20 protein-coding genes are annotated in these 22,340 nt (G+C 61.4%); 12 read left to right on the top strand and 8 right to left on the bottom strand.

Annotated features, from left to right (window positions below):
- Window positions 1-19 precede the first annotated feature (19 nt).
- Window positions 20-619, bottom strand: coding sequence for a hypothetical protein (locus tag JKL48_RS12970; RefSeq protein ID WP_201983063.1), 600 nt, complete (start codon window positions 617-619; stop codon window positions 20-22).
- Between the two features lie 223 nt (window positions 620-842).
- On the opposite strand from JKL48_RS12970, the gene JKL48_RS12975 reads away from it, so the two are divergent.
- The 4 genes from JKL48_RS12975 to JKL48_RS12990 all read left to right on the top strand — a co-directional run bounded on the left by JKL48_RS12975 (window position 843) and on the right by JKL48_RS12990 (window position 4,009).
- The gene (locus JKL48_RS12975) at window positions 843-1,643 is read left to right on the top strand and encodes a class I SAM-dependent methyltransferase (protein WP_236668773.1); all 801 of its coding nucleotides are present in this window, start codon (window positions 843-845) and stop codon (window positions 1,641-1,643) included.
- A 152-nt stretch (window positions 1,644-1,795) separates the two neighbouring features.
- Window positions 1,796-3,091 (top strand): S-adenosylmethionine:tRNA ribosyltransferase-isomerase, encoded by a 1,296-nt coding sequence (locus tag JKL48_RS12980; protein WP_236668774.1) that lies wholly within the window; start codon window positions 1,796-1,798, stop codon window positions 3,089-3,091.
- Window positions 3,092-3,177: 86 nt separating this feature from the next.
- Window positions 3,178-3,486: a hypothetical protein gene (locus JKL48_RS12985; protein WP_201983064.1), complete on the top strand. Its 309-nt coding sequence runs from the start codon at window positions 3,178-3,180 to the stop codon at window positions 3,484-3,486.
- Between the two features lie 97 nt (window positions 3,487-3,583).
- Complete coding sequence (locus JKL48_RS12990; protein WP_201983065.1) at window positions 3,584-4,009, top strand: DUF2721 domain-containing protein; 426 nt, start codon at window positions 3,584-3,586, stop codon at window positions 4,007-4,009.
- Here the strand turns inward: JKL48_RS12990 and JKL48_RS12995 are convergent.
- Window positions 4,006-4,296, bottom strand: a complete 291-nt coding sequence (locus JKL48_RS12995) for a hypothetical protein (protein ID WP_201983067.1) — start codon at window positions 4,294-4,296, stop codon at window positions 4,006-4,008. The two genes, JKL48_RS12990 and JKL48_RS12995, sit on opposite strands and share 4 nt — an antisense overlap.
- 151 nt (window positions 4,297-4,447) lie before the next feature.
- Between JKL48_RS12995 and JKL48_RS13000 the strand changes: the two genes are divergently transcribed.
- Window positions 4,448-4,912: a hypothetical protein gene (locus JKL48_RS13000; protein ID WP_201983069.1), complete on the top strand. Its 465-nt coding sequence runs from the start codon at window positions 4,448-4,450 to the stop codon at window positions 4,910-4,912.
- Between the two features lie 85 nt (window positions 4,913-4,997).
- A complete protein-coding gene (locus JKL48_RS13005) occupies window positions 4,998-5,909 on the top strand; it encodes a prohibitin family protein (protein ID WP_201983071.1) in 912 nt (303 codons plus the stop codon).
- Between the two features lie 243 nt (window positions 5,910-6,152).
- On the opposite strand, the gene JKL48_RS13010 is transcribed toward JKL48_RS13005, so the two are convergent.
- Window positions 6,153-7,541 carry a RagB/SusD family nutrient uptake outer membrane protein gene (locus JKL48_RS13010; protein ID WP_201983073.1) on the bottom strand — a complete coding sequence of 463 codons (1,389 nt, stop codon included), beginning with the start codon at window positions 7,539-7,541 and terminating at the stop codon, window positions 6,153-6,155.
- Window positions 7,542-7,592: 51 nt separating this feature from the next.
- Window positions 7,593-10,667 (bottom strand): SusC/RagA family TonB-linked outer membrane protein, encoded by a 3,075-nt coding sequence (locus JKL48_RS13015; protein WP_236668775.1) that lies wholly within the window; start codon window positions 10,665-10,667, stop codon window positions 7,593-7,595.
- 311 nt (window positions 10,668-10,978) lie between these two features.
- On the opposite strand from JKL48_RS13015, the gene JKL48_RS13020 reads away from it, so the two are divergent.
- From JKL48_RS13020 to JKL48_RS13035, 4 genes are all read left to right on the top strand, one after another.
- Entirely contained in the window at window positions 10,979-12,145 is a 1,167-nt protein-coding gene (locus tag JKL48_RS13020; RefSeq protein WP_201983078.1) for a ribonuclease D, read from the top strand.
- Between the two features lie 167 nt (window positions 12,146-12,312).
- On the top strand, window positions 12,313-13,359 hold the full coding sequence (gene mltG / locus JKL48_RS13025) for an endolytic transglycosylase MltG (RefSeq protein WP_201983080.1): 1,047 nt from the start codon (window positions 12,313-12,315) through the stop codon (window positions 13,357-13,359).
- A 398-nt stretch (window positions 13,360-13,757) separates the two neighbouring features.
- Complete coding sequence (locus tag JKL48_RS13030) at window positions 13,758-14,972, top strand: OmpP1/FadL family transporter (protein ID WP_201983082.1); 1,215 nt, start codon at window positions 13,758-13,760, stop codon at window positions 14,970-14,972.
- 108 nt (window positions 14,973-15,080) lie between these two features.
- On the top strand, window positions 15,081-16,499 hold the full coding sequence (locus tag JKL48_RS13035; protein ID WP_201983085.1) for a hypothetical protein: 1,419 nt from the start codon (window positions 15,081-15,083) through the stop codon (window positions 16,497-16,499).
- A 10-nt stretch (window positions 16,500-16,509) separates the two neighbouring features.
- Here JKL48_RS13035 and JKL48_RS13040 read toward each other — a convergent pair whose 3' ends face one another.
- The gene (locus JKL48_RS13040) at window positions 16,510-18,030 is read right to left on the bottom strand and encodes a hypothetical protein (RefSeq protein WP_201983087.1); all 1,521 of its coding nucleotides are present in this window, start codon (window positions 18,028-18,030) and stop codon (window positions 16,510-16,512) included.
- A 96-nt stretch (window positions 18,031-18,126) separates the two neighbouring features.
- Between JKL48_RS13040 and dtd the strand changes: the two genes are divergently transcribed.
- Together dtd and JKL48_RS13050 are read left to right on the top strand one after the other, a co-directional pair.
- Complete coding sequence (gene dtd / locus JKL48_RS13045) at window positions 18,127-18,573, top strand: D-aminoacyl-tRNA deacylase (protein WP_201983090.1); 447 nt, start codon at window positions 18,127-18,129, stop codon at window positions 18,571-18,573.
- A 25-nt stretch (window positions 18,574-18,598) separates the two neighbouring features.
- A complete protein-coding gene (locus JKL48_RS13050) occupies window positions 18,599-18,925 on the top strand; it encodes a nucleotide pyrophosphohydrolase (RefSeq protein ID WP_201983091.1) in 327 nt (108 codons plus the stop codon).
- A 115-nt stretch (window positions 18,926-19,040) separates the two neighbouring features.
- On the opposite strand, the gene JKL48_RS13055 is transcribed toward JKL48_RS13050, so the two are convergent.
- From JKL48_RS13055 to JKL48_RS13065, 3 genes are all read right to left on the bottom strand, one after another.
- A complete protein-coding gene (locus JKL48_RS13055; protein ID WP_201983094.1) occupies window positions 19,041-19,760 on the bottom strand; it encodes a 2-phosphosulfolactate phosphatase in 720 nt (239 codons plus the stop codon).
- A gap of 96 nt (window positions 19,761-19,856) precedes the next feature.
- On the bottom strand, window positions 19,857-20,960 hold the full coding sequence (gene gcvT / locus JKL48_RS13060; RefSeq protein ID WP_201983096.1) for a glycine cleavage system aminomethyltransferase GcvT: 1,104 nt from the start codon (window positions 20,958-20,960) through the stop codon (window positions 19,857-19,859).
- Between the two features lie 220 nt (window positions 20,961-21,180).
- Complete coding sequence (locus JKL48_RS13065; protein WP_201983098.1) at window positions 21,181-22,245, bottom strand: branched-chain amino acid aminotransferase; 1,065 nt, start codon at window positions 22,243-22,245, stop codon at window positions 21,181-21,183.
- Window positions 22,246-22,340 lie beyond the last annotated feature (95 nt).

A 22,340-nucleotide genomic window follows, 5' to 3' on the forward strand; every position in this document is an offset into this window, starting at 1 on the left:
ATAAAGCATGCAATAAGTCTTACAATTGGTCGAGCAACCAGAGCACGATGAAAATCAAACCAATCAGCGCGATAATACTCCCGATAAATCCGTTGATTAAGCTCACAATCAGGCCTACCAGCAACAGGATGATGCCAATGCGCAGGTTGCCACTTACAGAGCCTTTGGCCACGGAGGCCGAATTGTCGTGCTGACGCACCGAGCCGGCTTGCTTTATGAGCTTATCGGCTTGCCGGGTCACTTTGCTCAAAGCCAAGCGTTGGACAAGGCTCAACTTGGGCGCCGGGGTAGCAGTGGTAGTGGCCGCCACCGTAGCTGGCGTGGTAACGGGGGCTGTCCGGGCCGGGGCTGCGGCGGGTTTGGCCGCCACAGCAGCTGGGAGAGCGGTGCGGGTTTCGGGAGTGCTGCTTGCCGCAGGAGCGGTGGCGGGCACTTCGGTTGCCGCGGGAGTGATGACGGCCGCAGGAGCAGCAGGCACCGGCGTGGCCATGCGGCTCACGCCGTGGTAAGAACTGCCTTTGGGAAGCATGGCATATTCGGCTCGGTTGCAGCTGCCCAGCATGAGGGCACAGGCCGCCACAGCCAGGAGTTTAGCGAGGGGAGAGGAGGTGTTTTTCATAAACAATCGGGGGTAAGAAGTAAGCGTAATTGCCCGTTCTACGGCCAAAACGGCAAATAGATGGGTAGGGCAGGTATTTTAATTGACGACGCCTACCTTGGGCAAGGCGAATGGGCAGCCAACCCACGACGTTGACTGGCGCGGGTCGAAGCCGGTTTTGTGGCTGAACGCACGGCCTCGATTTGCTGTTGACTAAGCCAATATGTACTTACTTGCAATCCGTATGAGGTACTGTTTTTCAACTTGGCAGCGTGCTTTGGGGGTGATGGGAATGAGCAGCAGCGCCGGTTTGCTGGCGTTGGGCTGCACCCAGCTCCCCGCCGAAACCCGCCCCTCGGTCAGCATGGAGCGCCGGATGCAGTCCGTAGTAGTTACCGATACCAGCGGCTACGAAACCGCCCCGCCCCGCGACCCCAACGGCATTGGCACCTATTACCTGGGCCGCCAGATTGCCCACGTCATGGGCCACGAAGGCGCCACCTGGCTGGAGCGCAAAGGCCGGCAGCAGGAAGAAGGCACCGACCTCTTACTGAAGGAACTGAAGCTGAAACCCACCGATGTGGTGGCCGATATCGGTGCCGGCACTGGCTTCTTCTCCTTTCAATTGGCCAAACGGGTACCGAAGGGCCAGGTTCTGGCGGTCGACATCCAGCCCGAGATGATTGCGGCGCTGCAGGACAACAAGCGCCGGCTGAAAAACACGAACGTTCGCCCCGTGCTGGGCAGCACCACCAACCCCGCCCTGCCCGCCGATAGTGTAGATGTGGTGCTCATCGTAGATGCCTACCACGAGTTTGACCACCCGCGTGAGATGGGCCGGGCCATTCGGCGGGCGTTGCGCCCCGGCACCGGCCGCCTGGCCCTGGTTGAGTACCGCGCCGAGGACGCGAATGTGCCCATCAAGCGCATTCACAAGATGACGGTGGCCCAGGCCCGCAAGGAAATGGCCGCCGTGGGCCTGGTACTGGCCGATTCCATCGAAACGCTGCCGCAACAACACCTGCTGCTGTTTAAGCGGAAGTAGCGGAACCAGTACCCCGAAATTTCATTTCGGTCCGTCTGGGCGAGGTTCAACATAAAGAAGCTGTTTAGAAAGTCCTGTAAAACGTCCTGCTGACTTTCTACATAGCTTCATCGTTGGGGCGGGCCGAAAGTTCATTTCGGGGTACTGGTTCAATGCCGACCTTTGCGGGCATGAACCCCGACCCGCGCCAGATTTCCATTCACGACTTCACCTACCCGCTACCGGCCGAGCGCATTGCCCCGGAGCCCCTCCCCGACCGCGCCGCCAGTCGCCTTTTGGTAAGCAGAGACGGTGTTATCTCCGATAAAACCTTTCGCGACCTACCCGGCGAGCTGCCCGCCGACTCGCTGCTCATTTTTAATGATACCCGCGTGGTACGGGCCCGGCTGCTGGCCCGCCGCCCCACCGGTGGCCAAGTCGAGCTGTTTTGCCTGGAGCCCGTGGCGCCGCACCGCAGCTTGGAGCTGGCCCTGCAACAAACCGGGAGCTGCACGTGGCGCTGCCTGATAGGCAACGGCCGCCGCTGGAAAGCCGGCCCCGTCAGGCTGGAATTTGCCACTGCTGACGGCCAGGCCGCCACCCTGCACGCCGAGCGCCAAACCCAGGAGGCCGGTACCGCGCTAATAGCTTTTCGGTGGACACCCGCCGAGCTTCCTTTTGCCGAAGTATTGCGGGCCGCCGGCCACCTGCCCCTCCCGCCCTACATCGACCGGCCCGACACGGCCGCCGATGCCGTGCGCTACCAAACCGTGTATGCTGCCGCCGAGGGTGCCGTGGCCGCGCCCACCGCTGGCCTGCATTTCACCTCCGAAATCCTGGCCGAGCTTCAGGAAAAAGGCATTCAAACGGGCCACATCACGCTCCATGTGGGGGCGGGCACGTTCCAGCCGGTGAAGGCCGACCGCATGGCCGACCACCCCATGCACACCGAGCCCATTTTGGTGACGGCAGCGCTGCTGCGGCAGTTGCTGGCGCACCGACCCCGCCCGGTGCTGGCCGTGGGCACCACCAGTCTGCGCACCCTCGAAACCCTGTATTGGCTGGGGGCAGGCCTGTTGCTGCAACCCAACGCGACTGCGCCCGGCTCATCCGAGCTGCTCGTGACACAGTGGCAACCCTATGATATGGCCCCGGAAGCGACCCAAATAAGTCCGGAAGAAGCGCTTACTGCGCTGCTGCGCTACCTGGAGGCCCTGGGCACCGATACGCTGGAAGCCAGCACCCGGCTGCTGATTGCGCCCGGCTACCGCTTTCGGCTGGTTGATGGGCTGATAACCAATTTCCATCAGCCCGAAAGCACCTTGCTGCTGCTGGTAGCCGCTCTGCTAGGCACCGGCTGGCGCGCCGTGTATGAGCACGCCCTACGCCATGGCTACCGGTTTTTGAGCTACGGCGACAGTTCCCTTCTGCTCCCTGGCTCTGAGCAAATTTTGGCCGCCGAAGATTAAGAAAAAGCTTGGCACAATCCATGCAATAACCTTTGCCAATGGGCCGCGTACAAGCCCCACATCACCCTTTTTCTTTCTCCTTTATCATGAAAAAAGTAACCCTGTTGCTCGCCCTTTCCGCTTTCGCAACTTCCGCTTTTGCGCAAACTACTCCTTCAACGGAAGTGAAAGTGCGTGACAACGGCACCACCAAAGTGGTAACCAAAACCGGCAAAACCAACGCTGGTCAGGCCATCGACAATACCAAAGACGCCGCCGGCAACGTAGCCCACAAAACCGGCCACGCCCTGAAACGCGGTGCTCAGAAAACCGGCCACGCCGTGAAGCACGGCACCCAGAAAGTGGGCAGCAAAGTAAAAGAGGGCACCGCTAAAATGGAAGCCAAAACCGAATAGATAGCCCTTCCTAGCCTTCCTTTCCACAAGTAAAAAGCCTCGCCACCATTGGCGAGGCTTTTTTGTGCTTTAGCCAGCACGGGCGGTACATTCAGGCATGGAAATTACGTTGACCACGCCGGCGCTGCTGTTTCCGGCGCTCTCGTTGCTGCTGCTGGCCTACACCAACCGCTTCCTGGGGCTGGCCAATGTGGTACGCAGCCTCAAATTGCAGTATGTAGATGCCCCACGCGAGCCTCTGCGGCGCCAGATTCAGAACCTGCGCCAGCGGCTGGTCCTCATCCGCAACATGCAGGCCGTGGGCATTGGCAGCATGTTTGGCTGCGTGCTCACCATGTTTTTGGTGTATGCGGGCCTGAACACCGCCGGCCAGCTGCTGTTTGGGGCCAGCCTACTGGCGCTGCTGGTGTCGCTGGGCATGGCCCTAGTCGAAATTCAGATTTCGGTGGATGCGCTCAACATCGAGCTCGACGATATTGAAGATGCCGAAGCCCAGCGCCAGAATGCCCTGCGGTCATCTTAATTCAGCCCACTGTGGCCGGTGTTGGTTGCTTCGAGGGCGACCGGGCTATCCGACGCCGGCTGGGGCTTTTCGCGCACTTCGTAGAGTACGTTCTCGACCACGCCGCGCCCAAACAGGCTCACGCCAGCGTTGAAAACAACCAGCGCGGCGGTGCCGGCAGCGAGCCATTTTGAAGCAGGCAGGCCCTGGTCTTTGAGGCTGCCGGCCCAGTGCACCATGCTGGCTCCGGCGCCAATGGTGGCCAAGCCCAGCGGGGCAAAAAGCAGCCATTTGGTTTTGTGCGTCATAAACAACAAGAAAAAATAAGTGGAGGGAAGGCGTAATGCGGGCCGCCGATGTGCGATTACTCCGGTGGCTTGGCTGCGCCGCGTACCTTTCGGCTTTTAGCTTACGCACCAAACCCGGCCGTGTTTCGGCACCCGCGCCGCCCCTTGTGTTATGTCGCCCTACGAACAACTGCTCCACCTCGCCTTCACCGCGCCAAACGACGTGAAGTACTACCTCACCCCCACTGCCCGCCAGGCCTCCGACCAACTGCGCACCGCCCCGCCCGCCCAACGCCCCTTTCGCTTCGAGCAAATGCGCCTGGGCCTGGCCATGAGCCTGCTGAAATTGGTGTCGGAACTGGGCGACCACGACGCCAGCCGCCAGGTGCTCGATGTGCTGCACCGCGCCCTGAACGAGGCCCGCTCGCCGGAGGATATCGACCGCATTGTGGGCCGCGAAGCCCGGCTGTTCGACCGCCTCTACGAAGACCTCTACGTGAACGAGCAGGGTGAGGAACTGCTCAACCTCTTCGGCCGCACCCTGGATGCGGACGCGCCCGAACTGCTGGAAGAAGTGGCCCAGGAAGGCGTAGACCTGGCCCGCACGCTGGATTTCAGCGACGATGAAGACGAATAGCTGAGCATCGGCAGAACGGTCCTGCTGAGCGCAGTCGAAGCAGGACCGTTCTGATTTATTTCCCTAACACCTCACCCCACATTCCATGACCCTGACCATCTTTGGCTTCATTCTGCTCGTGCTTGGGCTGAATGCCTCGCGCTTTTCCGAACGGCTGGAGCGCCTGCGCGGCGGCCTCCTTTTTTTGGGCGGTGCGTTTATGATACTGGGAGTAGCCCTGAGCACGGTGGTGCAGATTGGGGTGGGCCAGGTGGGCGTACAAACGCTGTTTGGACAGGTGCAACCCCGCGTGCTCCAGCCCGGATTGAACGTGGTGAACCCGCTGGTGGACGTAACCCGTTTTGATACCCGCACGCAGAACTACACCATGTCGGCCCAGCACGGCGAAGGTCAGCAGGAAGGCGATGACGCCATTCGGGTGCTCTCGGCCGACGGGCTGGAAGTTGTCATCGACCTGACGGTGCTCTACCACGTAGTGCCCGCCCAGGCCCCGCGCATCCTGGCCACCATCGGCGAGGATTACCAGGACAAGATTGTGCGGGCCATTTCGCGCACCCGCATCCGCGACAATGCCGTGTATTACGATGCCGTGGCCTTGTACTCGACGCGCCGCGAGGAATTTCAAACCCGTATTCTGAACGCCATTGAGAAGGATTTTCGGAGCAGCGGCCTGCAGCTCGACCAGTTGCTCATCCGCAACATCCAACTGCCGCAATCAGTAAAAACCAGCATCGAAAGCAAGATTTCGGCCGAACAGGACGCCCAAAAAATGCAGTTCGTGCTCCAGAAAGAGAAGCAGGAAGCCGAGCGCAAGCGCGTGGAAGCGCAGGGCATTGCCGACTACCAGCGCATTGTGAACACCGAGCTCAGCGACAAGCTGCTGCAATACGAAACCATCAAGGCCAACCAGGCCATTGCCACTTCGCCCAACGCCAAGGTCATCATCATGGGCAACGGGCGTGGCACAGGCCCGCAGCTGCTGCTCGGCGACAAGTAAAAACCTTTACCATAAAAAAGGCCCGCAACACGAGTTGCGGGCCTTTTTTATGAACCAAGGCTGCGTATCAGCCGGGGCTATTAAGTCGTCAAGCAAACGTAAACGGATAGTAAAAAGGTGGTCATGCTGCGCTTGTCGAAGCATCTCTACTGCAACAGTAAACCTAATGACTTGCGCGGTAGAGATGCTTCGGCTGCGCTCAGCAGGACGTTCGAGCGAATACGATTACTTCTGCACGGGTACTTACTTGTAATACTCGTTTTGCTCCAGGTTGGGGTTGATGTCGGTTTCGCGCTTGGGTATTGGAAAAATTAGGCGAGGAGAATTCCAGGGCAATACGGCGGTGCCGGGCAGTGGCTCGTTTACCGACTCTTTGTTGCGCTTGAGGTCGCCGAGGCGGAAGCCCTCAAAAGCCAGTTCCAGCTTGCGCTCCAGCAGGATGTCGGCCAGGGTCACGGCAGTGAGCACGGGCGCCCCTGAGCGGGCCCGCACCCGGTTGATGTCGGCAAGCGGAGTAGCGCCGAGGACGGTGCCGGCGCGCAGGTTGGCTTCGGCCCGGTTCAGCAGCATTTCCGCCAGGCGTATCACCTTGACGTTGCTGCCCACGCCGTTCACCGCGTCGAACTTACCCGTGAGCCGCTTGCCGCCCGTGGTGGTAAACAGCGTCTTGCGCTCGTCGGTGGAGGAGTACAGGTTGAAAAACTTGTCCTCGATGGCCACGTCGCCCCGTACTTTGTAGAAAGTGCTAAGGGCGTTGCTGCCGCTCTGGGCCGATATCTGAACGGCAAAAATGTCTTCGGCGGTGTTGGTGGCGCCCGACCGGAACTCGGCCGCGTAGGTCGACGTCAGGGAGAAAGGCCCGGCAGTGGCCCGGTTGGCCGCGGCGGCGGCGTCGGGAAAGCGGGCCTGCTGCAAGTACACGCGGGACAGCAGGCCGGCGGCCGCATAGTTCGAAATCTCGGCCGAGGCATTGGCCGCGAAAGCCGGTAGCGCGGTCATGCCCGCGATTTTCGTTTCCGCGTCGGTCAGGTCGAGCAGTATCTGGGCGTACACTTCGGCCACGGTGTTGCGCCGTACCTGACTGGTGGCGTCCACTGCTTTGGTGGGCGTGAGCACCAGCGGCACGCCCGGGTTCGCGGACGGGGTGCCGTCGCTCCAGTCCTTGGCGAATTGCCGCACGAGCTCAAAATACAAGGCCGCCCGGATGAATTTGGCTTCGCCTTCGACCCGGCTCTTCTTGGCGGGCGAGTCGAGCTTGTCGATGTTGGCCAGCACGTTGTTGACGCGGTTGATGGTGCTGTAGGCGTTTATCCAGATGGACGACACAAAGCCGTTGTCGCGCAGGATGTTTTTGCGGTAAATCTGGGGCGGGTCGGCAAACGTGCCCACGAAGGTTTCGTCACCGTTGTCGGCCAGCAGGTCCGACGTGAGCTGAATGTAGCCGCCGTAGCTGAACGTGCTTTGCAGGCCCGTGTAGCAGCCAACCAGCGCCGCCTCCACATCAGAGGACGTTTGGAGGGCGGTTTCGGCGTTGATGCTGTTGACCGGGTCGATGGACAGCTTTTTGTCGCAACTGGTGAGGGAGCCTGCCAGCAGCAGCGCCGCGCCCAGCACATAGAATGTTTTTTTCATACCAAATATGAGTTGAAGGAGGAAACGGGTCGCGCGGTGGCGGCCCGCCGGCTAGAAGCCAACGTTGACGCCAAAGGTGATGGTGCGGGGCTGGGGCGCCGAGTAGAAATCGATGCCCTGGTTGATGTTGCCCGTGGTGGTGGTGGTGCCGAGGAAGTCGGTGTTCACCTCCGGGTCGTTGCCGGGGTACTTGGTGAAGGTGAGCAGGTTCTGGCCCTGCACATACACACGGGCCGACTGCAGGTAGCCTTTCTTCACCAGTGCGCTGGGCAGGTTGTAGCCCAGCGTGAGGGTGCGCAGGCGCGCGTAGGAGCCGTCGTACACAAAGCGCGAGGAGTTGCCGATGCCGTTGCCGCCCAGGTAAATGGCTTTGGGCACGTCGGTGATGTCGCCGGGCTTCTGCCAGCGTTTGAGCTGGTCGCGGGTCTGGTTGTCGGGGCCGTTGTTGAAGCCCACCGAGTAGAACTGCCCGGCGGCGTCAAAAATCTTGTTGCCGGTGACGGCAATGAACGTGACGCTCAGGTCAATGCCTTTGAAAGTAAACGTGTTGGTCAGGCCGCCCGTCCAAGTGGCATTGGGGCTGCCCAGGGGCACGGCCTGGGCCAGGTTGATGTTGGTGGTGGTGCCGGTGCTGTGGTCCACGCTGGCCGCGCCGGAGGGATTGTCGGCTGCTTTGTTGATGTAATACAGGGCATTGCCATTGGCGGGGTCGACCCCGGCGAACTCGGGGCCAAAGAACGTACCGATGGGGAACCCTTCCTGGGCGCGGCTCAGGTAGCTGCCCGCAATGGGCTGCCCCGTGAGGTTGGTCAGTTTGTTGTAGTTGCGCGAGGCATTGGCCGTGGTGGTCCAGGTGAAGGCGCCGGTGAGGTTGCGGGTGGTCAGCGCAAATTCAATGCCCTTGTTTTCCAAGTTGCCCACGTTCTTGAAGATGCTGGTGAAGCCTGCGGTTGCCGGCACGGGCGCGTTCAGGGCCAGGTCGGTGGTGAGCTTCTGGTACACGTCTACCTCGCCGCTGATGCGGTTATCCAACAAGGCGAATTCAACGCCGGCGTCCGTCTGCCGGGTCGATTCCCACTTCAGGTCGGGATTGGCCAGTTGCGAGGGGCGCTGGCCCGGAATGCCCACGTAGCCCGCACTGCCCGCGTACAAGCCCAGCGGCGCAAAATCCGTAAAGGCCTGGTTGCCGGTGAGTCCGGTGCTCACGCGCAGCTTCAAAAAGCTCAGCACCTTCTGGTCTTTCAGGAAACTTTCCTCCGTGACCACCCAGCCGGCCGACGCCGCCGGGAAAAAGCCGTAGCGGTGGTTGACGCCGAAGCGCGACGAGCCATCGACGCGGGCGCTCAGCCCCAGCAGGTACCGGCCGGCAAAGGAATAGTTGAGACGGGCAAAATACGACAGCAGGGCGTTGCTGGTACCGGAAGAGTTGCCGGAGTTGAAGGTGGCCGCGTTCACGATGGTGCGGTACGCGTCGCTGGCAAACTGGCTGCCCGTCGTACTGGTGTAGTTCACATTCCGCTGCTCGTAAGACGTGCCCAGCGTAGCCTCCAGCGTGTGCTGCTCGGCCAGGGTTTTGCGGTACGAGAAGAAGTTGTTGGTGATGTAGCGCCCGCTGGTGGTGTGGGCGCTGAAGGCGTAGCCGTTGCCGGCCGAGCTGTTGCCCACCACCGTCACGCGGGCGCTGTACTGGTCTTCGTCCTGGTTCAGCAGGTCGGCCCCCAGCTCCGAGCGGAAGGTGAAGCCGGGCAGAATTTCCAGCTGGGCATACACGTTGCCCAGGGCGCGGTAGCTGATGGCTGCATAGGTAGCGGCGTTGTTTTGCAGGCCCAGCAGCGGGTTGTAGTAAAACGGGTAGCTGGTGTTGGGCTTGCCCGTGGTCAGGTCCAGCGCGCCGCTGGTGAGGCCCGTGCGCGGGTCAATCACGGGCGTGATGGGCGCCAAGGCCACAATCTGCAGCGGGTTGGAAAACAGGTTGTCGTTGGGCAGGCGGCTGTTGTTGGTGCGCGAGAGGGCCACGTTCACGCCCAGGGTCAGGCGCTTGGAAGCCTGGTGGTCCACGTTCAGGCGCGAGGCAATGCGGCTGAGCTTGTTGCCCACCACGATGCCTTCCTGCCCGCTGTACTGCCCCGAGAGGAAGAACTTGGTCTTCTCGTTGCCGCCGCTGGCGCTCAGGTCGTATTGGCTGAAAGCAGCCTTGCGCAGCACTTGGTCGGCCCAGTTGGTGTCCACGTTGTAGTTGGCGTCCACGGGCACGCCGGCGGCGTAGCCCTGGAGGCGGGTGGCGTTGGCGGCATCGGTCCGGCCGCTGTTCTTCAGCGCCTCCGTCAGCAGCTCCACGTATTCTTTGCCGTTGAGAAACTCGCGTACGTGCGTGGCCTGGCTCACGCCCACTTGGTAGCCCAGGTTGAAGCGCGTGTCGCCGGACCGGCCGTGCTTGGTGGTGATGAGGACGACCCCGTTGGAAGCCCGCGAGCCGTAAATGGCCGACGCGGCCGCATCCTTCAGAATGGTGATGCTCTCGATGTCGTTGGGGTTGATGTCGGCCAGCGGGTTGGTGGGGGCGCTGGTGGAAGAGAAGTTATCCGATTGAATCGGAATGTTGTCAATCACGTACAGCGGCTGCGTGTCGCCGCTCACCGACGAGGTGCCCCGCACCCGCACCTTAATGGCCTGGCCCAGCTTGCCGCTGGAGTTTTCGATGACCACGCCCGCGGCCCGGCCCTGGATGGCCTGCTCGAAGGTTTGCACCGGGGCGTTGGCAATGTCCTTGCTGGACAGGGTGGCCACCGAGCCGGTCAGGTCGGCCTTTTGCTGGGTGCCGTAGCCCACCACAATGGCTTCGTTCAGTTCCGTGGCCGCGGCGGCCAGCGTCACGTTCAGGGTCGACTGGCTGCCCACGGGCACCGTTTGGCCGGTGAAGCCCACCGAGCTGATAACAAGCGTGGCGTTGGGCTGCACGCTCAGGCTGAAGGAGCCGTCGGCGCCGGTGCTCACGCCGTTGGCGGTGCCGCGCTCCAGCACCGTCACGCCGGGGATGCCGCTGCCGTCGGTGCCCACCACCCGACCGGTGATGGCTTTGGTTTGCGCCCACGCCGAAAACGTGCTGAGGCTCAGAACCAAAAACAAGAAAATTCTGATGTGAGTAAAGAGTTTATATTTCATTAGAGAGGGGGTTAGTGAGTACTTAATGAGCGGTGTTTTTTCATTCATGCAGCGTTTTGATTGAAACGTTAAATATTGTGCAAAATCAGTCGGCAAATTATACATTGTTTGCAGATTTTTTCCATAAATGTTAAAACAAAGATAATTAACCATGCTGCCCCCCCAAGTTTAAAGCGCGCGCTTCCTTTTTACCATCTGCTGCCGTACATGCCTACCTTTACCGCGCCAGCCTTGCCTCGCCAGGTGCCGGCCCCGCCGACTTGCTCTTTGTTTCAATGCCCACCATCCATTACCTGACCACCGCCGACGCCATCGCCACCGCGGCCGCACATTTTGCCACCCTGCCCCGCATTGGCATCGATTTGGAATTCGACGACATGCGCCACCGCTACGGCCGCCACCTGGCGCTCATTCAGGTGTTCGATGGGCAGGAAGCGTACTTGATTGACCCGCTGCCGCTGCCCGACATGGCCGCCGACCTAGAGCCGCTATTCGCGGTGCTGCGCGACCGGGCCGTGGCCAAGGTATTTCACTCCTGCAAGTCGGATATTCTATTGCTCGATGAAGTTTTCGGCGTCAACTGCCGCAACATCGTGGATACCAGCGTGCAATTCACCCTGCTGGCTGCCGAGGACAACAACATTTCGCTGGGCCGCCTTATTCAGGCCGAGCTGGGTTTTGAAGTGGACAAAGGCGAGCAGAAGTCCAACTGGCTGAAGCGCCCGCTCACCGAAGCCCAAAAGGAGTACGCCGCCAACGATGTGCTCTACCTGTTTGAGCTGACTGACCGCCTCAGCGCCCGCCTCGCCGAGCTGGGCCGCGCCGACTGGGCCGCCCAGGAAAACCTGGCCCTGGAAGCCGTGCGCTACGGCCGCGACGACCCGCGCCCGTGGTCGCGGAATGCGGCCAAATACAAGATTTCGCCCCAGGAGATGCCCATTTTCCGGGAGCTCTACATGCTGCGCGATGCCGTGGCCCGGCAGCTTGACCGGCCGCCCTACCATGTTCTCAGCAACGACAAACTGGCCGAACTCACCCGCCAGCCCATCGAAACCGCCCTGCAATTGCGCACCGCCAATGGACTGCACCCCGAATTGAAACGCTCGCCCTACGCCGAGCAGCTCCTGGCCATTGGCACCACCGATTTGGAGCCCGATGCGCCTCTGCCCCCCGAGCAGCGCAAGTTTCCGTTCCGCCGCCGCCTCAATGGCCCCGCCGCCACCCGCGCCGAAGCCCGCGAAACGCTGCTGAACACTCTGAAAACCCACCTCGTCAGCGACCACGGCACCACCATGGCCAACATGGTGCTCAGCAACCGCCTCATCGCCGACATCATCGAGCAAGGCGCTGCAGCGGCCCTGCGCCCCTGGCAGCAGCAGCTCCTGCGGGGTTCTGCTGAGAAGCACGGCGAGGACTACGCCGCAATTGCGGACCCGTTTTAACCGTTCCACATTTGACTGGAACGCAGTGCCGGATGCCGGGCAGCGCTCTGTCGCGCCGGCAACTGCGTTTGCCGTGGCCGTGGGGGGTGTTCGGCGGCCCATTACAATAGGTTGGCGCCATGCCCGGCCGTTCACTGCGGCTGTTTACTTATTCCGTGTTACCGCTTTTGCCTAAGCCTTTCCGCCACTTCTTGCCTTATATCCTGTTGCTGCTGGCCGTGCTGGGCGCGGGTGGCTACGCGGCGTGGCGGGTGCTGTACCGGCCCAACGTCACGGTCTTTCCCGAAGGCCCGGCCTACCTGTATGTCCGCACCGACACGGGCTACGCGGCGGTGCTCGATTCGCTGAAAAAACACGAGCTACTCCTCGAACCGGGCACTTTTGAGTGGGTAGCTGAGCACCACGACTACCCCCCGCACGTGAAGCCCGGCCGCTACCGCCTCGACCCCAACATGGGCAACGTGGACCTGGTGAAGATGCTTCTGTTGGGCCGTCAGGACACGGTGAAGCTTGAGTTGAAGCCCTTTCACTACATCGACCAGCTGCCGCGCCGGGTGTGTGGGTTGCTCGAAACCGATTCCTTCAAGCTGGAGCTGCTGCTCGGCGATAATACGGGCTTGCAGCACCGCTACGGGCTCGATACCTGCACCATTCGTACGATGTTCATTCCCGGCCAGTACCGGCTGCTTTGGAACACCAGCGCCTCGGTGCTCCTGGATTCGATGGCCGCGCGCTACCGCCGGTTCTGGACGCCACAGCGCCAGGCGCGGGCCGACTCGCTGCGCATGACGCGCACCCAGGTGAGCGTGCTGGCCAGCATTGTGCAGCGCGAAACGGCCCAGCCCACCGATAAGCCGCTCATTGCTGCCGTGTACCTCAACCGCTTGCGCAACGGCCAGCCCCTGCAAGCCGACCCTACCCTGCTTTGGCCCCTGCACGGCCTGGGCACCCGCAAGCGCGTGCTGAACGTGGACAAAAAAGTAGATTCGCCCTACAACACCTACCGCCACAAGGGCCTGCCGCCCGGCCCCATCACCACGCCCCTGCCCGGCTCGCTGCTGGCCGTGCTCAAGCCCGCGCACAACAAAAACCTGTTCTTTTGCGCCCGGCCCGACGGCAGCGGCTTCTCGGATTTCGCCGAAACCTATGCCCAGCACAAGCTAAACGCCCGCCGCTACCAGCACCGGCTCGATAGCCTGGGGGTGAAAAAATAAGTTGAGCACAAACGGGTCATGGAATTAGGCGAATGACCTCGGCCGCTTCGCGCGTCAGCCCGGGCTTGCGAAGGATGACAAGAAGTAGGAGGGATAGGCTTGGTTGCGCGCATGCCAGAGGAGCATGATGAACGAAGATGGACCCGGCAGTTTCTACCTGACTTCCCTTTAGAGCTTGCCGCCGTGAAACTGAGCCTCCTGCCGCGCACAATTCCATGCACAAACGCCAGGCCGCAGCCAATGGCAGAAAGCTGTATAGCTGCTCAGACCGTTGCACAACCTGGAATTTTATCCTTGATGCGCATCGGCGAGGCCGCTAGCGCCCGCCTGCGTACTTTTGTTTCCCAATTTCCCGCAAAACCGTTCGTATGCGCCTACGTCTCCTTTTTCTAGTTCCGGTGTTCTCTGGATTGACGGCTGCGGCCAGCGGGTTCGAAACCGGCCCACAGGGCGCCCGGCTGGTGGGCCTGGGCGGGGCCAGCACGGCCTACATCGGCAGCATTGCGGGCCTGAGCACCAACCCCGGCCTGCTGCCGCAGTGGGGAGACTCGCTGCTGCACTTCAGCTTCGGCGGCCTGGGCCAGGTACGGCGCTCGTCTTACATTGGCCAGGACACTTACCAGCGCACCGACCAGGAGCTGGCCATTCAGCCCGGCGGCTACTTTTACGCCACCCGCGCCGTGAGCAAGCGCGTGAGCCTGGGCCTGGCCGTGACTACGCCCTACGGCTACCACACCAAGTGGCCCGACACCTGGGAAGGCCGCTCCGTGATTCAGGAAAGCCAGCTCCGGACGGTATTTGTGCAGCCCACGGTCGGCTTTAAGCTCAACGACAACTTCAGCGCGGGGGTAGGCTTCGTGTATGCTTTTGGCAAATACACCCAGCGCCGGGCCCTGGGCGAATACGACGACCCCAACGCCCAGACCAGTTTGAGCGCCAGCGGCTCGGGCATCGGCCTGAACGTGGGCCTCTACGGCCGCACCGGCGACAACCTGGCCTTCGGCATCAGCTACCGCAGCGGGGTGAAGCTGAAAATGAACACCGGCACCCTTGCCTCTACCGGGGTGCCGGCCCGCGATGCCAGCCTCAACCCGGCCTCGGCCAACGTGAGTACCCAGATAAACCTACCCAGCACACTTTCCGTGGGCATTGCCGACCGCATCACGCCCAAACTGCTGCTCACGTTCGACTTTACCCTCAGCGGCTGGAGCACCCTCGATTCGCTGAAGCTGAACGTGGCCGCCAGCGGCCCGGCCCCGGCCCGCACCCTCAAAACGACCCGCCGCTACGAGGATGCGATGGTGTTCCGGGTGGGGGCCGAATACCAGGTGCTGCCCAAGCTGCTGGTGCTGGGCGGGCTGCACTACGACGAAACGCCTGTTAGAGACGAGTACATTAATCCCGAATTCATCGACGCCAACCGCCTCGGAGCCTCGGCTGGCTTGAGCTACCAGCTCAGCCGCCGCCTCGCCATGGAGGCCGGCTACGCCTTCGACTACGGCCAACTGCGCACCGCCCGCGCCAACCGCACCAACAAGGCGGCGAACACTGTGAGCGGCAATTATCGCACCCTCACCCACTCGGCTTCGGTGGGTGTGGCCGTGGCGTTTTAAGGCGGCGGCCAATAGCAGGACGGATTTTTAGAAGGCCACTTCATTATGGTTTGCAGTCCAACATGCCGCAGCCCCCTCTTCTCAACTTTTGCTGATTCCAATTTCGTGATGATGATTTCTGGTTTGAACTTCAGGCACCGGGGTGGCAGCGTGGTGGCCTGTGCAGTAGCATTGCTGCTCACGGCCTGCGCGCCTGGTCAAGACACGCCCACACCCACCACGGGCGTCGACCTCACCAGGTATGTGGCGGTGGGCGACAGCTACACGGCCGGCTTGAGCGCAGGTGGCCTTACGCGCCTTGGCCAGGAATATTCCTTTCCGAACTTGCTGGCCAAACAGTTCCAGAGCATTACGTCGAACGCGGGGTTCACCCAGCCGCTTCTGGAAGCCGGTTCCGGGTCGGGCTACTTCAACCTGGCAGATTTTACCACGACCGGTTACGCCCGCACCCGGCGCGTGGCTGGCCAAGCCGTGCGCGGTTCGGTCATCAATCCGTCGGCCTGCGGCGGCCCCGACACCCTGCGTCTGCTCACGCGCAGCGCCACCGCTGCGGCGCTGCCCCAAAACCTGGGCGTACCTGGCCTGCTGCTGAGCCAGATAGAAACCGCGGGCCTCGGCAATGAAGCCAACGCTCGCCCCGGCATTGCCTTCAATCCCTATTTCGAGCGCCTGCTACCGGCCGCCGACAGCCGCACGTACTTGCAAACGGTGACCACTGCGGTCAGTTCAGCTACCTTCTTCACGTTCTTTCAGGGCCTTGACGATTTTCTGCCCTACGTGCGCAGCGGCGGTACTTGCGGGACGGTGCCTGGTTCCCTGACGTTTGGCAACCTGCTGCGTAATAATGCCGACAAACTGCTGGCCGTGCTGGCGGCCGGGGGCCGGCCCGGCATCATTGCCCGTTTGCCCAGCATCACGGCGCTGCCGCTGGTGGGCTTGGGCAAAGGCAACGTGGTGGAAGCCCGTCTGCAAGCCTCTTTTGGCGATACCGCCCGGATTTATTTCGAAGACCCTTTCGGAGGGGCTGCCGCCCGGCACATTACCGATTCCGACTACATTCTGGCCACGGCACTGCCCCGCGTGGGTCAGCTCACGGCGGTGACTGTAGGCGGCAGCGTGCGAATGCTCCCCTACGGCCGTCACGCCCTAAATCCCCTGCGCAACGCCGATGTGCTCGAAAATGCGACCGAAATGGTCCGTATCACCGGAGCCATCAACAGTTACAACAATGCACTTAATGATTTGGCGCTCAAGTATAAAGTGGCAATAGTCGACCCTAATTCCGGTAGCCGAACCGTTAGCCTTGATGACGTGCTTTTCAACCAGGTGGCGGGGGTTATTTTCGTCAATGGCGTGCAGTATTCGTCGGAGCCGGTGCGCGGAAACTTTTATTCACTCGACTACTATACCCTCACACCGCGCGGCAATGGCCTGCTGGCCAACGCCTTTATTACGGCCATCAATCGTGCATATAAGGCCAACATTCCGGCCATTGACGTGAACAAGCTGCCGGCTACAGCGCAGTAAACCTGGCCGCCTACTGCAACCGGTACAGACGCAGCGGCAGCGAGTCGGCCACCGCGGCCCGGCTAGCGGCCAGGGTTTGGGCATAATCCAAACCTGTGTATTCGGAGTGCTCCAGAAACAGCAGCGGCTGCTGCAACTGCGGGTTGGGCCACGCCGCCACCGGCACCTGGCGGCGCAACGAGTCGAAGTGCGCCACGCCCGCCACTTGCCAGTAGCCGTCCAATAGCACGTATTGGCAGCCCTGACGGCGCAGCGCGGCTAGCTGCTGCTCGTCGGTAATGACGGTTAGCACCTGGTTTTTAGCCAGATAAGGTGAAAGGCTCAGGCCCACGGTGCTGGCTACCTGGGTGGCCTCGTGCTGCCGGAGCCAGGCTGCCACTTGCGGATACCGCGCAGGCAGTGGGGCGAATAGCTGCCGCTGAATCCGATACATGTTCTGGCCCACGGCTGCCAGTATCAATGCCGTGAGTGCCCAGCCGGGCAGCAGGCGGCGCCCGCTCAGCACGGCCAGCGCCGCCAGCGGTAAATAGGCAAACAGCAATCCACGCGGCGCTTTAATGAGCAGCGACATGCCCGCCAGCAGGCAGCCGGCCCATGCCAGCAGATAGGGCAGCAATGCCACGGGTTGCAACCGCCATTGCCGCCAGCCGCGCCACTGCCGCCACCCCAACCACCCCGCTGTCGCTAGCCCCAGCAGCAGCAGCGGCGATTCGAAATCCAGCAGGTAACGCACGTAGTAGAGCAAATCGAGGTGCAGCGTGGCTTGCCGGCCAGCCACATTGGCCGCCGGTGGCACCACGGTGCGCACGTAGAACCCCGGCCACCGGTACCACGGCAGGCCCACTGCTACGCCCAGTGTGCCAAACAGCACGTAGGGCGCGGCCAGCACCAGCAGCACCCGCGCCCCTAGGCCACGCTGCTGCCACAAGCCGTCGGCCCGGCACATTTCCAGCACCGTCAGAATGGGCACCGCAAACAGAAATTTGTAGTTGAAGCACAGCCCCACGGCCAGCCAGGCCGCCACCCGCAAGGCCGCCCTACTGCTTGGCCGTTGCAGCCGCGCAAAGTGACTTTGCAGCAGCCCCGCCGCCAGCACCAGGCTGGGCGAGCTCATGGTAAAATCGCGCCCCGAAAACGTGAGTAGCAGCGACGTGCCACCCAGCAGCACCAGCCCCGCCGCCTCGGGGCCACGTAGCGCCGCCTGCCAGCTTACCCAGGCCGCAAACCATCCCAGCCCCGCCAGCCCCAGTACCGCGTTGATGGCTTGAAACACCAGGAATTGGTGTGTTAGCGCTGCCACCGGCGTGTACAGCAGCAGAAAGCCCGGACTGCCGTGGTGGAACAGGCGCGCAAAATTGCCCTGCGCCAACTCCTGAACTACCTGCCAGTTACGCACCGAATCGTAGTCGGCTGGCCCAGCTTCGGGTAGCCGCCACAGCCGCAGGCCGGCCACTACCAACAGCGCAAGCAGCAGCCAGAGCGTGCGACTAGCTGAGCTGGAGGCGTTATTTGCAGCGGCAGGTGAAGGCATGAAGGTATTTGGTGTGAGCCGGCGCGAAGGTCGGCACCACTGAGCCAATAACTGGTCTGTTTGCTCCTGGCCTTATTTCCTACCCCTCCCTTTTTTATGCGTCTTGTTATTCAGCGCGTCCGCGAAGCCCAGGTGACCGTCGAAGGCCAGTTGACCGGTCGCATTGGGCCGGGCTTGCTGGTGCTGGCCGGCTTTGCGCCCACCGATGCTACCGCCTCGCTCGCTTGGATGTGCCGCAAGCTGGTGCAGCTGCGCATCTTCAATGATGAAAATGGCCAGATGAACCGCAGCGTAGTCGATGTCGGCGGGGAGGTCCTGATAGTGAGCCAGTTTACCCTGCTGGCCGACGCGCGCAAAGGAAACCGTCCCAGCTACATTGGGGCCGCGCCACCCGCCGTGGCGGAGCCGCTTTACCAGCAATTCGTAGCACTAGTAGCCGCCGAGTTGGGCCGGCCCGTGCCCACTGGCATCTTCGGCGCCGACATGCAGGTGAGCCTGCTCAATGACGGCCCGGTGACCATTGTGCTGGATTCGCCAGCCTGATTATCCTCGTTATTCGCTCCCCAAAATGACCATCGAAGAAGCCCAAAAAACCGTTGATACGTGGATAACGACCACCGGCGTCCGCTATTTCAGCGAACTGACCAACATGGCCATCCTCACCGAAGAAGTGGGCGAAGTGGCCCGCCTCATCGCCCGGCAGTACGGCGAGCAGTCCTTTAAGGAATCCGATAAAGGCCGGGAACTGGGTGATGAGTTGGCCGATGTCCTGTTCGTGGTTATCTGCCTGGCCAACCAAACCGGCGTTGACCTCACCGACGCGCTTACTCGCAACCTAGCCAAAAAGACTCAGCGCGACAGCCAGCGGCATCAGGATAATGAGAAGCTGAGGTAAGGATATTTGTTATACAAATTGTCTGTCATGCTGAGCGCAGTGAAGCACCTTATCACGCCCGTATTAGTCGCTCGGACGTGATAAGGTGCTTCACTGCGCTCAGCATGACAGACGGTCAATTCCTAACCAGCCGGTCATCGCGCCAAATAGGCAAAACCGATGCGTAGGTATCCATTTGCAGGCAAAATTCAAAGTCCTGGCTGGCTTCCAACGAATTGAGCCGGCGCACGTGCGAAGACTGCAGCAGGTAGGCCGATAAATCGGCTTTGCCCTGTTGCCACAGATGCAGCGCGGCCAGGGTAGCGTCGGAGCTGCGCACGTCGAAGTCCTCGGCCAGCCGTTCGGCCAGTGCGCCGCCAAACACGGTATCCTCCAGGCAAAACTGGCCCTTCCAGCCGGCACACACCACCAGCACATCGCGCTGCTGGTGGCGGGCAAAATCGGCCACTGCTTCCAGGTTCAAAAAGGCCCCTACCACTATTTCGGCGGCGGCCAGTGAGCGGCGCAGGGCCGTCGTGCCATTCGTGGTGCTGATGGTGAGCGCCCGGCCGCGCACAGGCCGGGCAGCATCCAGAAAGCCAAAGGGCGAGTTGCCCAGGTCGACGCCAGCGGCCTGGATGCCGTCGCGCTCGGCGGCGGTAAGGCAGCCGTGCTGTAGTCCGTAGGCCGTGCATTCTTCCAGCGAAGCCACCGGAAAAACGTGGGTCACACCCTCTCCCAGTGCTGTAACAATGGTGCTGGAAGCCCGCAGAATATCCACGATGACGGCCACCTGGCCGCGTAAGTCATAGAGCGGCAGCAGCTCCGGGGAGAAGCAAATATCTAGTTTGGGCATTGGTTTTAGTTGTCAGTTGGTCGTTGTCAGTTGTTGGGGTCTGGTGTCAGCTTCCAGAACGACCTGACAACCGACAACGACCAACTGACAACTACCCTACTCTTCCGTGCCTTTGGTAAGCGGCAGCTTGCTCACCGTGGCCGGCAGGTTCTTGCCCCGAATTTGCACGAAAATCTGGGTTCCGGGCGCGGCAAACTCGGTTTTTACGTAGCCCAGGCCAATGCCTTTGCTGAGCGAGGGCGACTGCGTGCCGCTGGTCACGTCCCCGATTTTCTGGCCGTTGGCGTCGACCAATTCGTAGTGGCCGCGCGGAATGCCGGGGCCGTCCATCACGAAGCCCACCAGCTTTTTGCTCACGCCGGCTTCTTTCTGCTTCTTAAGGTTTTCGGAGTTGGTGAACTCCTTCGTGAACTTGGTAATCCAGCCCAAGCCTGCTTCCAGGGGCGAAGTGGTATCGTCGATGTCGTTGCCGTAGAGGCAGTAACCCATTTCCAGGCGCAAGGTGTCGCGGGCGCCCAGGCCAATGGGCTTGATGCCGTAGGGCTGCCCGGCCAGCATCACTTTCTCCCAAACTTCGGCCGCGCTTTCGTTTGGGATGTACAACTCAAAGCCGCCCGCGCCGGTGTAGCCCGTGGCCGAAATAATGACATCGGGCGCGCCTGCAAAGGTCCCCTGCACAAACGAGTAGTAGGGAATGCTGCTCAAATCCACGTCGGTGAGCGTTTGGAGTGCGGCCGTTGCCTTCGGGCCCTGCACGGCGAAAAGACTGGTGCGGTCCGATATATCTTCCATCTCCACGCCCTGCGTGTTGTGGTGCTGAATCCAGTTCCAGTCTTTTTCGATGTTAGAGGCGTTGACAACCAGCAGGTAGTCTTCATCGGCCAGCTTGTACACCAGTAGGTCGTCCACAATGCCACCGTCATGGTTGGGCAGGCAGGAATACTGGGCTTTGCCGTCGGTGAGCTTGCTGGCGTCGTTGCTGGTCACGCGCTGAATCAGGTCCAGCGCCTGCGGGCCCCGCAACCGAAACTCGCCCATGTGGGACACATCGAAAATGCCCACCGCGCGTCGTACGGTGTGGTGCTCGTCCAGGTCAGAAGAGTAGCGCACCGGCATGTCGTAGCCGGCAAAGGGCACCATTTTAGCACCTAGTTGGCGGTGCGTGTCGTTGAGGGTAACGGTTTTCAGGGAAACGGTCATGAGAGTAGCGGTGTGGCGGAATGAGGGGGTGGGAAACGCTTGCGGCTACAAAGGTGGGACAAAAAAGAAAAGCCGCTTCGGATTGAAGCGGCTTTTCTGCTGAAACGTCATGCAGAGCGTAGCGAAGCATCTCGCGTGCAGTAGTGATTTAATCGTTGAAAAATAATTGCTACCACACGCGAGATGCTTCGCTACGCTCTGCATGACGTTCTAGCGAGCATTATACCCGCACCATCCAGTCGTGAATGTCGGCGCCTTCGCCGGTCCGAATAGCGTCCAGCGCGGCTGCTACGCGGCGCGAGAAGGCCGAAGCATCCGTAGCGGGCAGGTCGTAGTCGCGGCCCTGGTAGCCGATGGTGGCAATGGGTGCGATGGTAGCCGCCGTACCCACGCCAAACGCTTCGTTGAGCTTGCCGGCGGCTTGGGCCTCCATCACTTCGCGGCTGCTCACGCGGCGCTCTTCCACGGTCAGGCCCATGTCGCGGGCCAGGGCCAGCACGCTGCGGCGCGTCACGCCGTCGAGGATGCTGGTGCTCAGGGCCGGGGTCACCACGCGGCCATCAATCACGAAAATGGCATTCATCGTGCCCGATTCTTCCACGTACTGGTGCTCCGAGGCATCGGTCCAGATGAGCTGGTTGTATCCTTCATTCTGGGCCAGTTTGGTGGGATACATGGCGGCGCCGTAGTTGCCGGCGTTCTTGGCATAGCCCGCGCCACCCTCGGCCGAGCGCACATATTTCTGCTCGAAGCGCACCCGCAGGGGCTTGTTGAAATAAAGGCCCACCGGGCAGGTAAAAATCATGAACCGGTACGAATCCGAAGGCCGCACACCGATAAAGCCATCGGTGGCGAACATAAACGGCCGGATGTAGAGCGAATAGCCCGGCGCACTGGGCACCCATTTTTCGTCGAGGCGAATGAGCTCCGTCAGCCCCTGCATGAATAACTCCTCCGAAATGGTGGGCATGCACATGCGCTCGGCCGAAGAGTTGAGGCGCGCCCAGTTGTCGAGGGGACGGAACAATGCCACGCCGCCGTCGGCCTGGCGGTAGGCCTTCATCCCCTCAAAAATAGCCTGGCCGTAGTGCAGGGCCGAATTTGCCGGACTCACCGCCATGTCGCCGTAGGGTACGATTTGCGCATTCTGCCACTCGCCGTCGCGGTAGTCCACCGAAAACATGTGGTCGGAAAACGCCTTGCCAAATTCGAGGTGGTCGAAGTCGACTTCGGCCAGCCGCGAAGCCGCCGTCGGCTGGATTTGAATCGGGAGGATGTCAATCATAGGAGTCAGATTCAGGGTGAAGAGTGGGTGGGAGTTTGGAGATTAGAGGGTGGTGAGGCAATAAAACGCAGGCACCGATGGCAGGAATCTACCTA

Origin of the sequence: Hymenobacter rubidus (assembly GCF_016734815.1) — a bacterium.
Lineage (GTDB): Bacteria > Bacteroidota > Bacteroidia > Cytophagales > Hymenobacteraceae > Hymenobacter > Hymenobacter rubidus.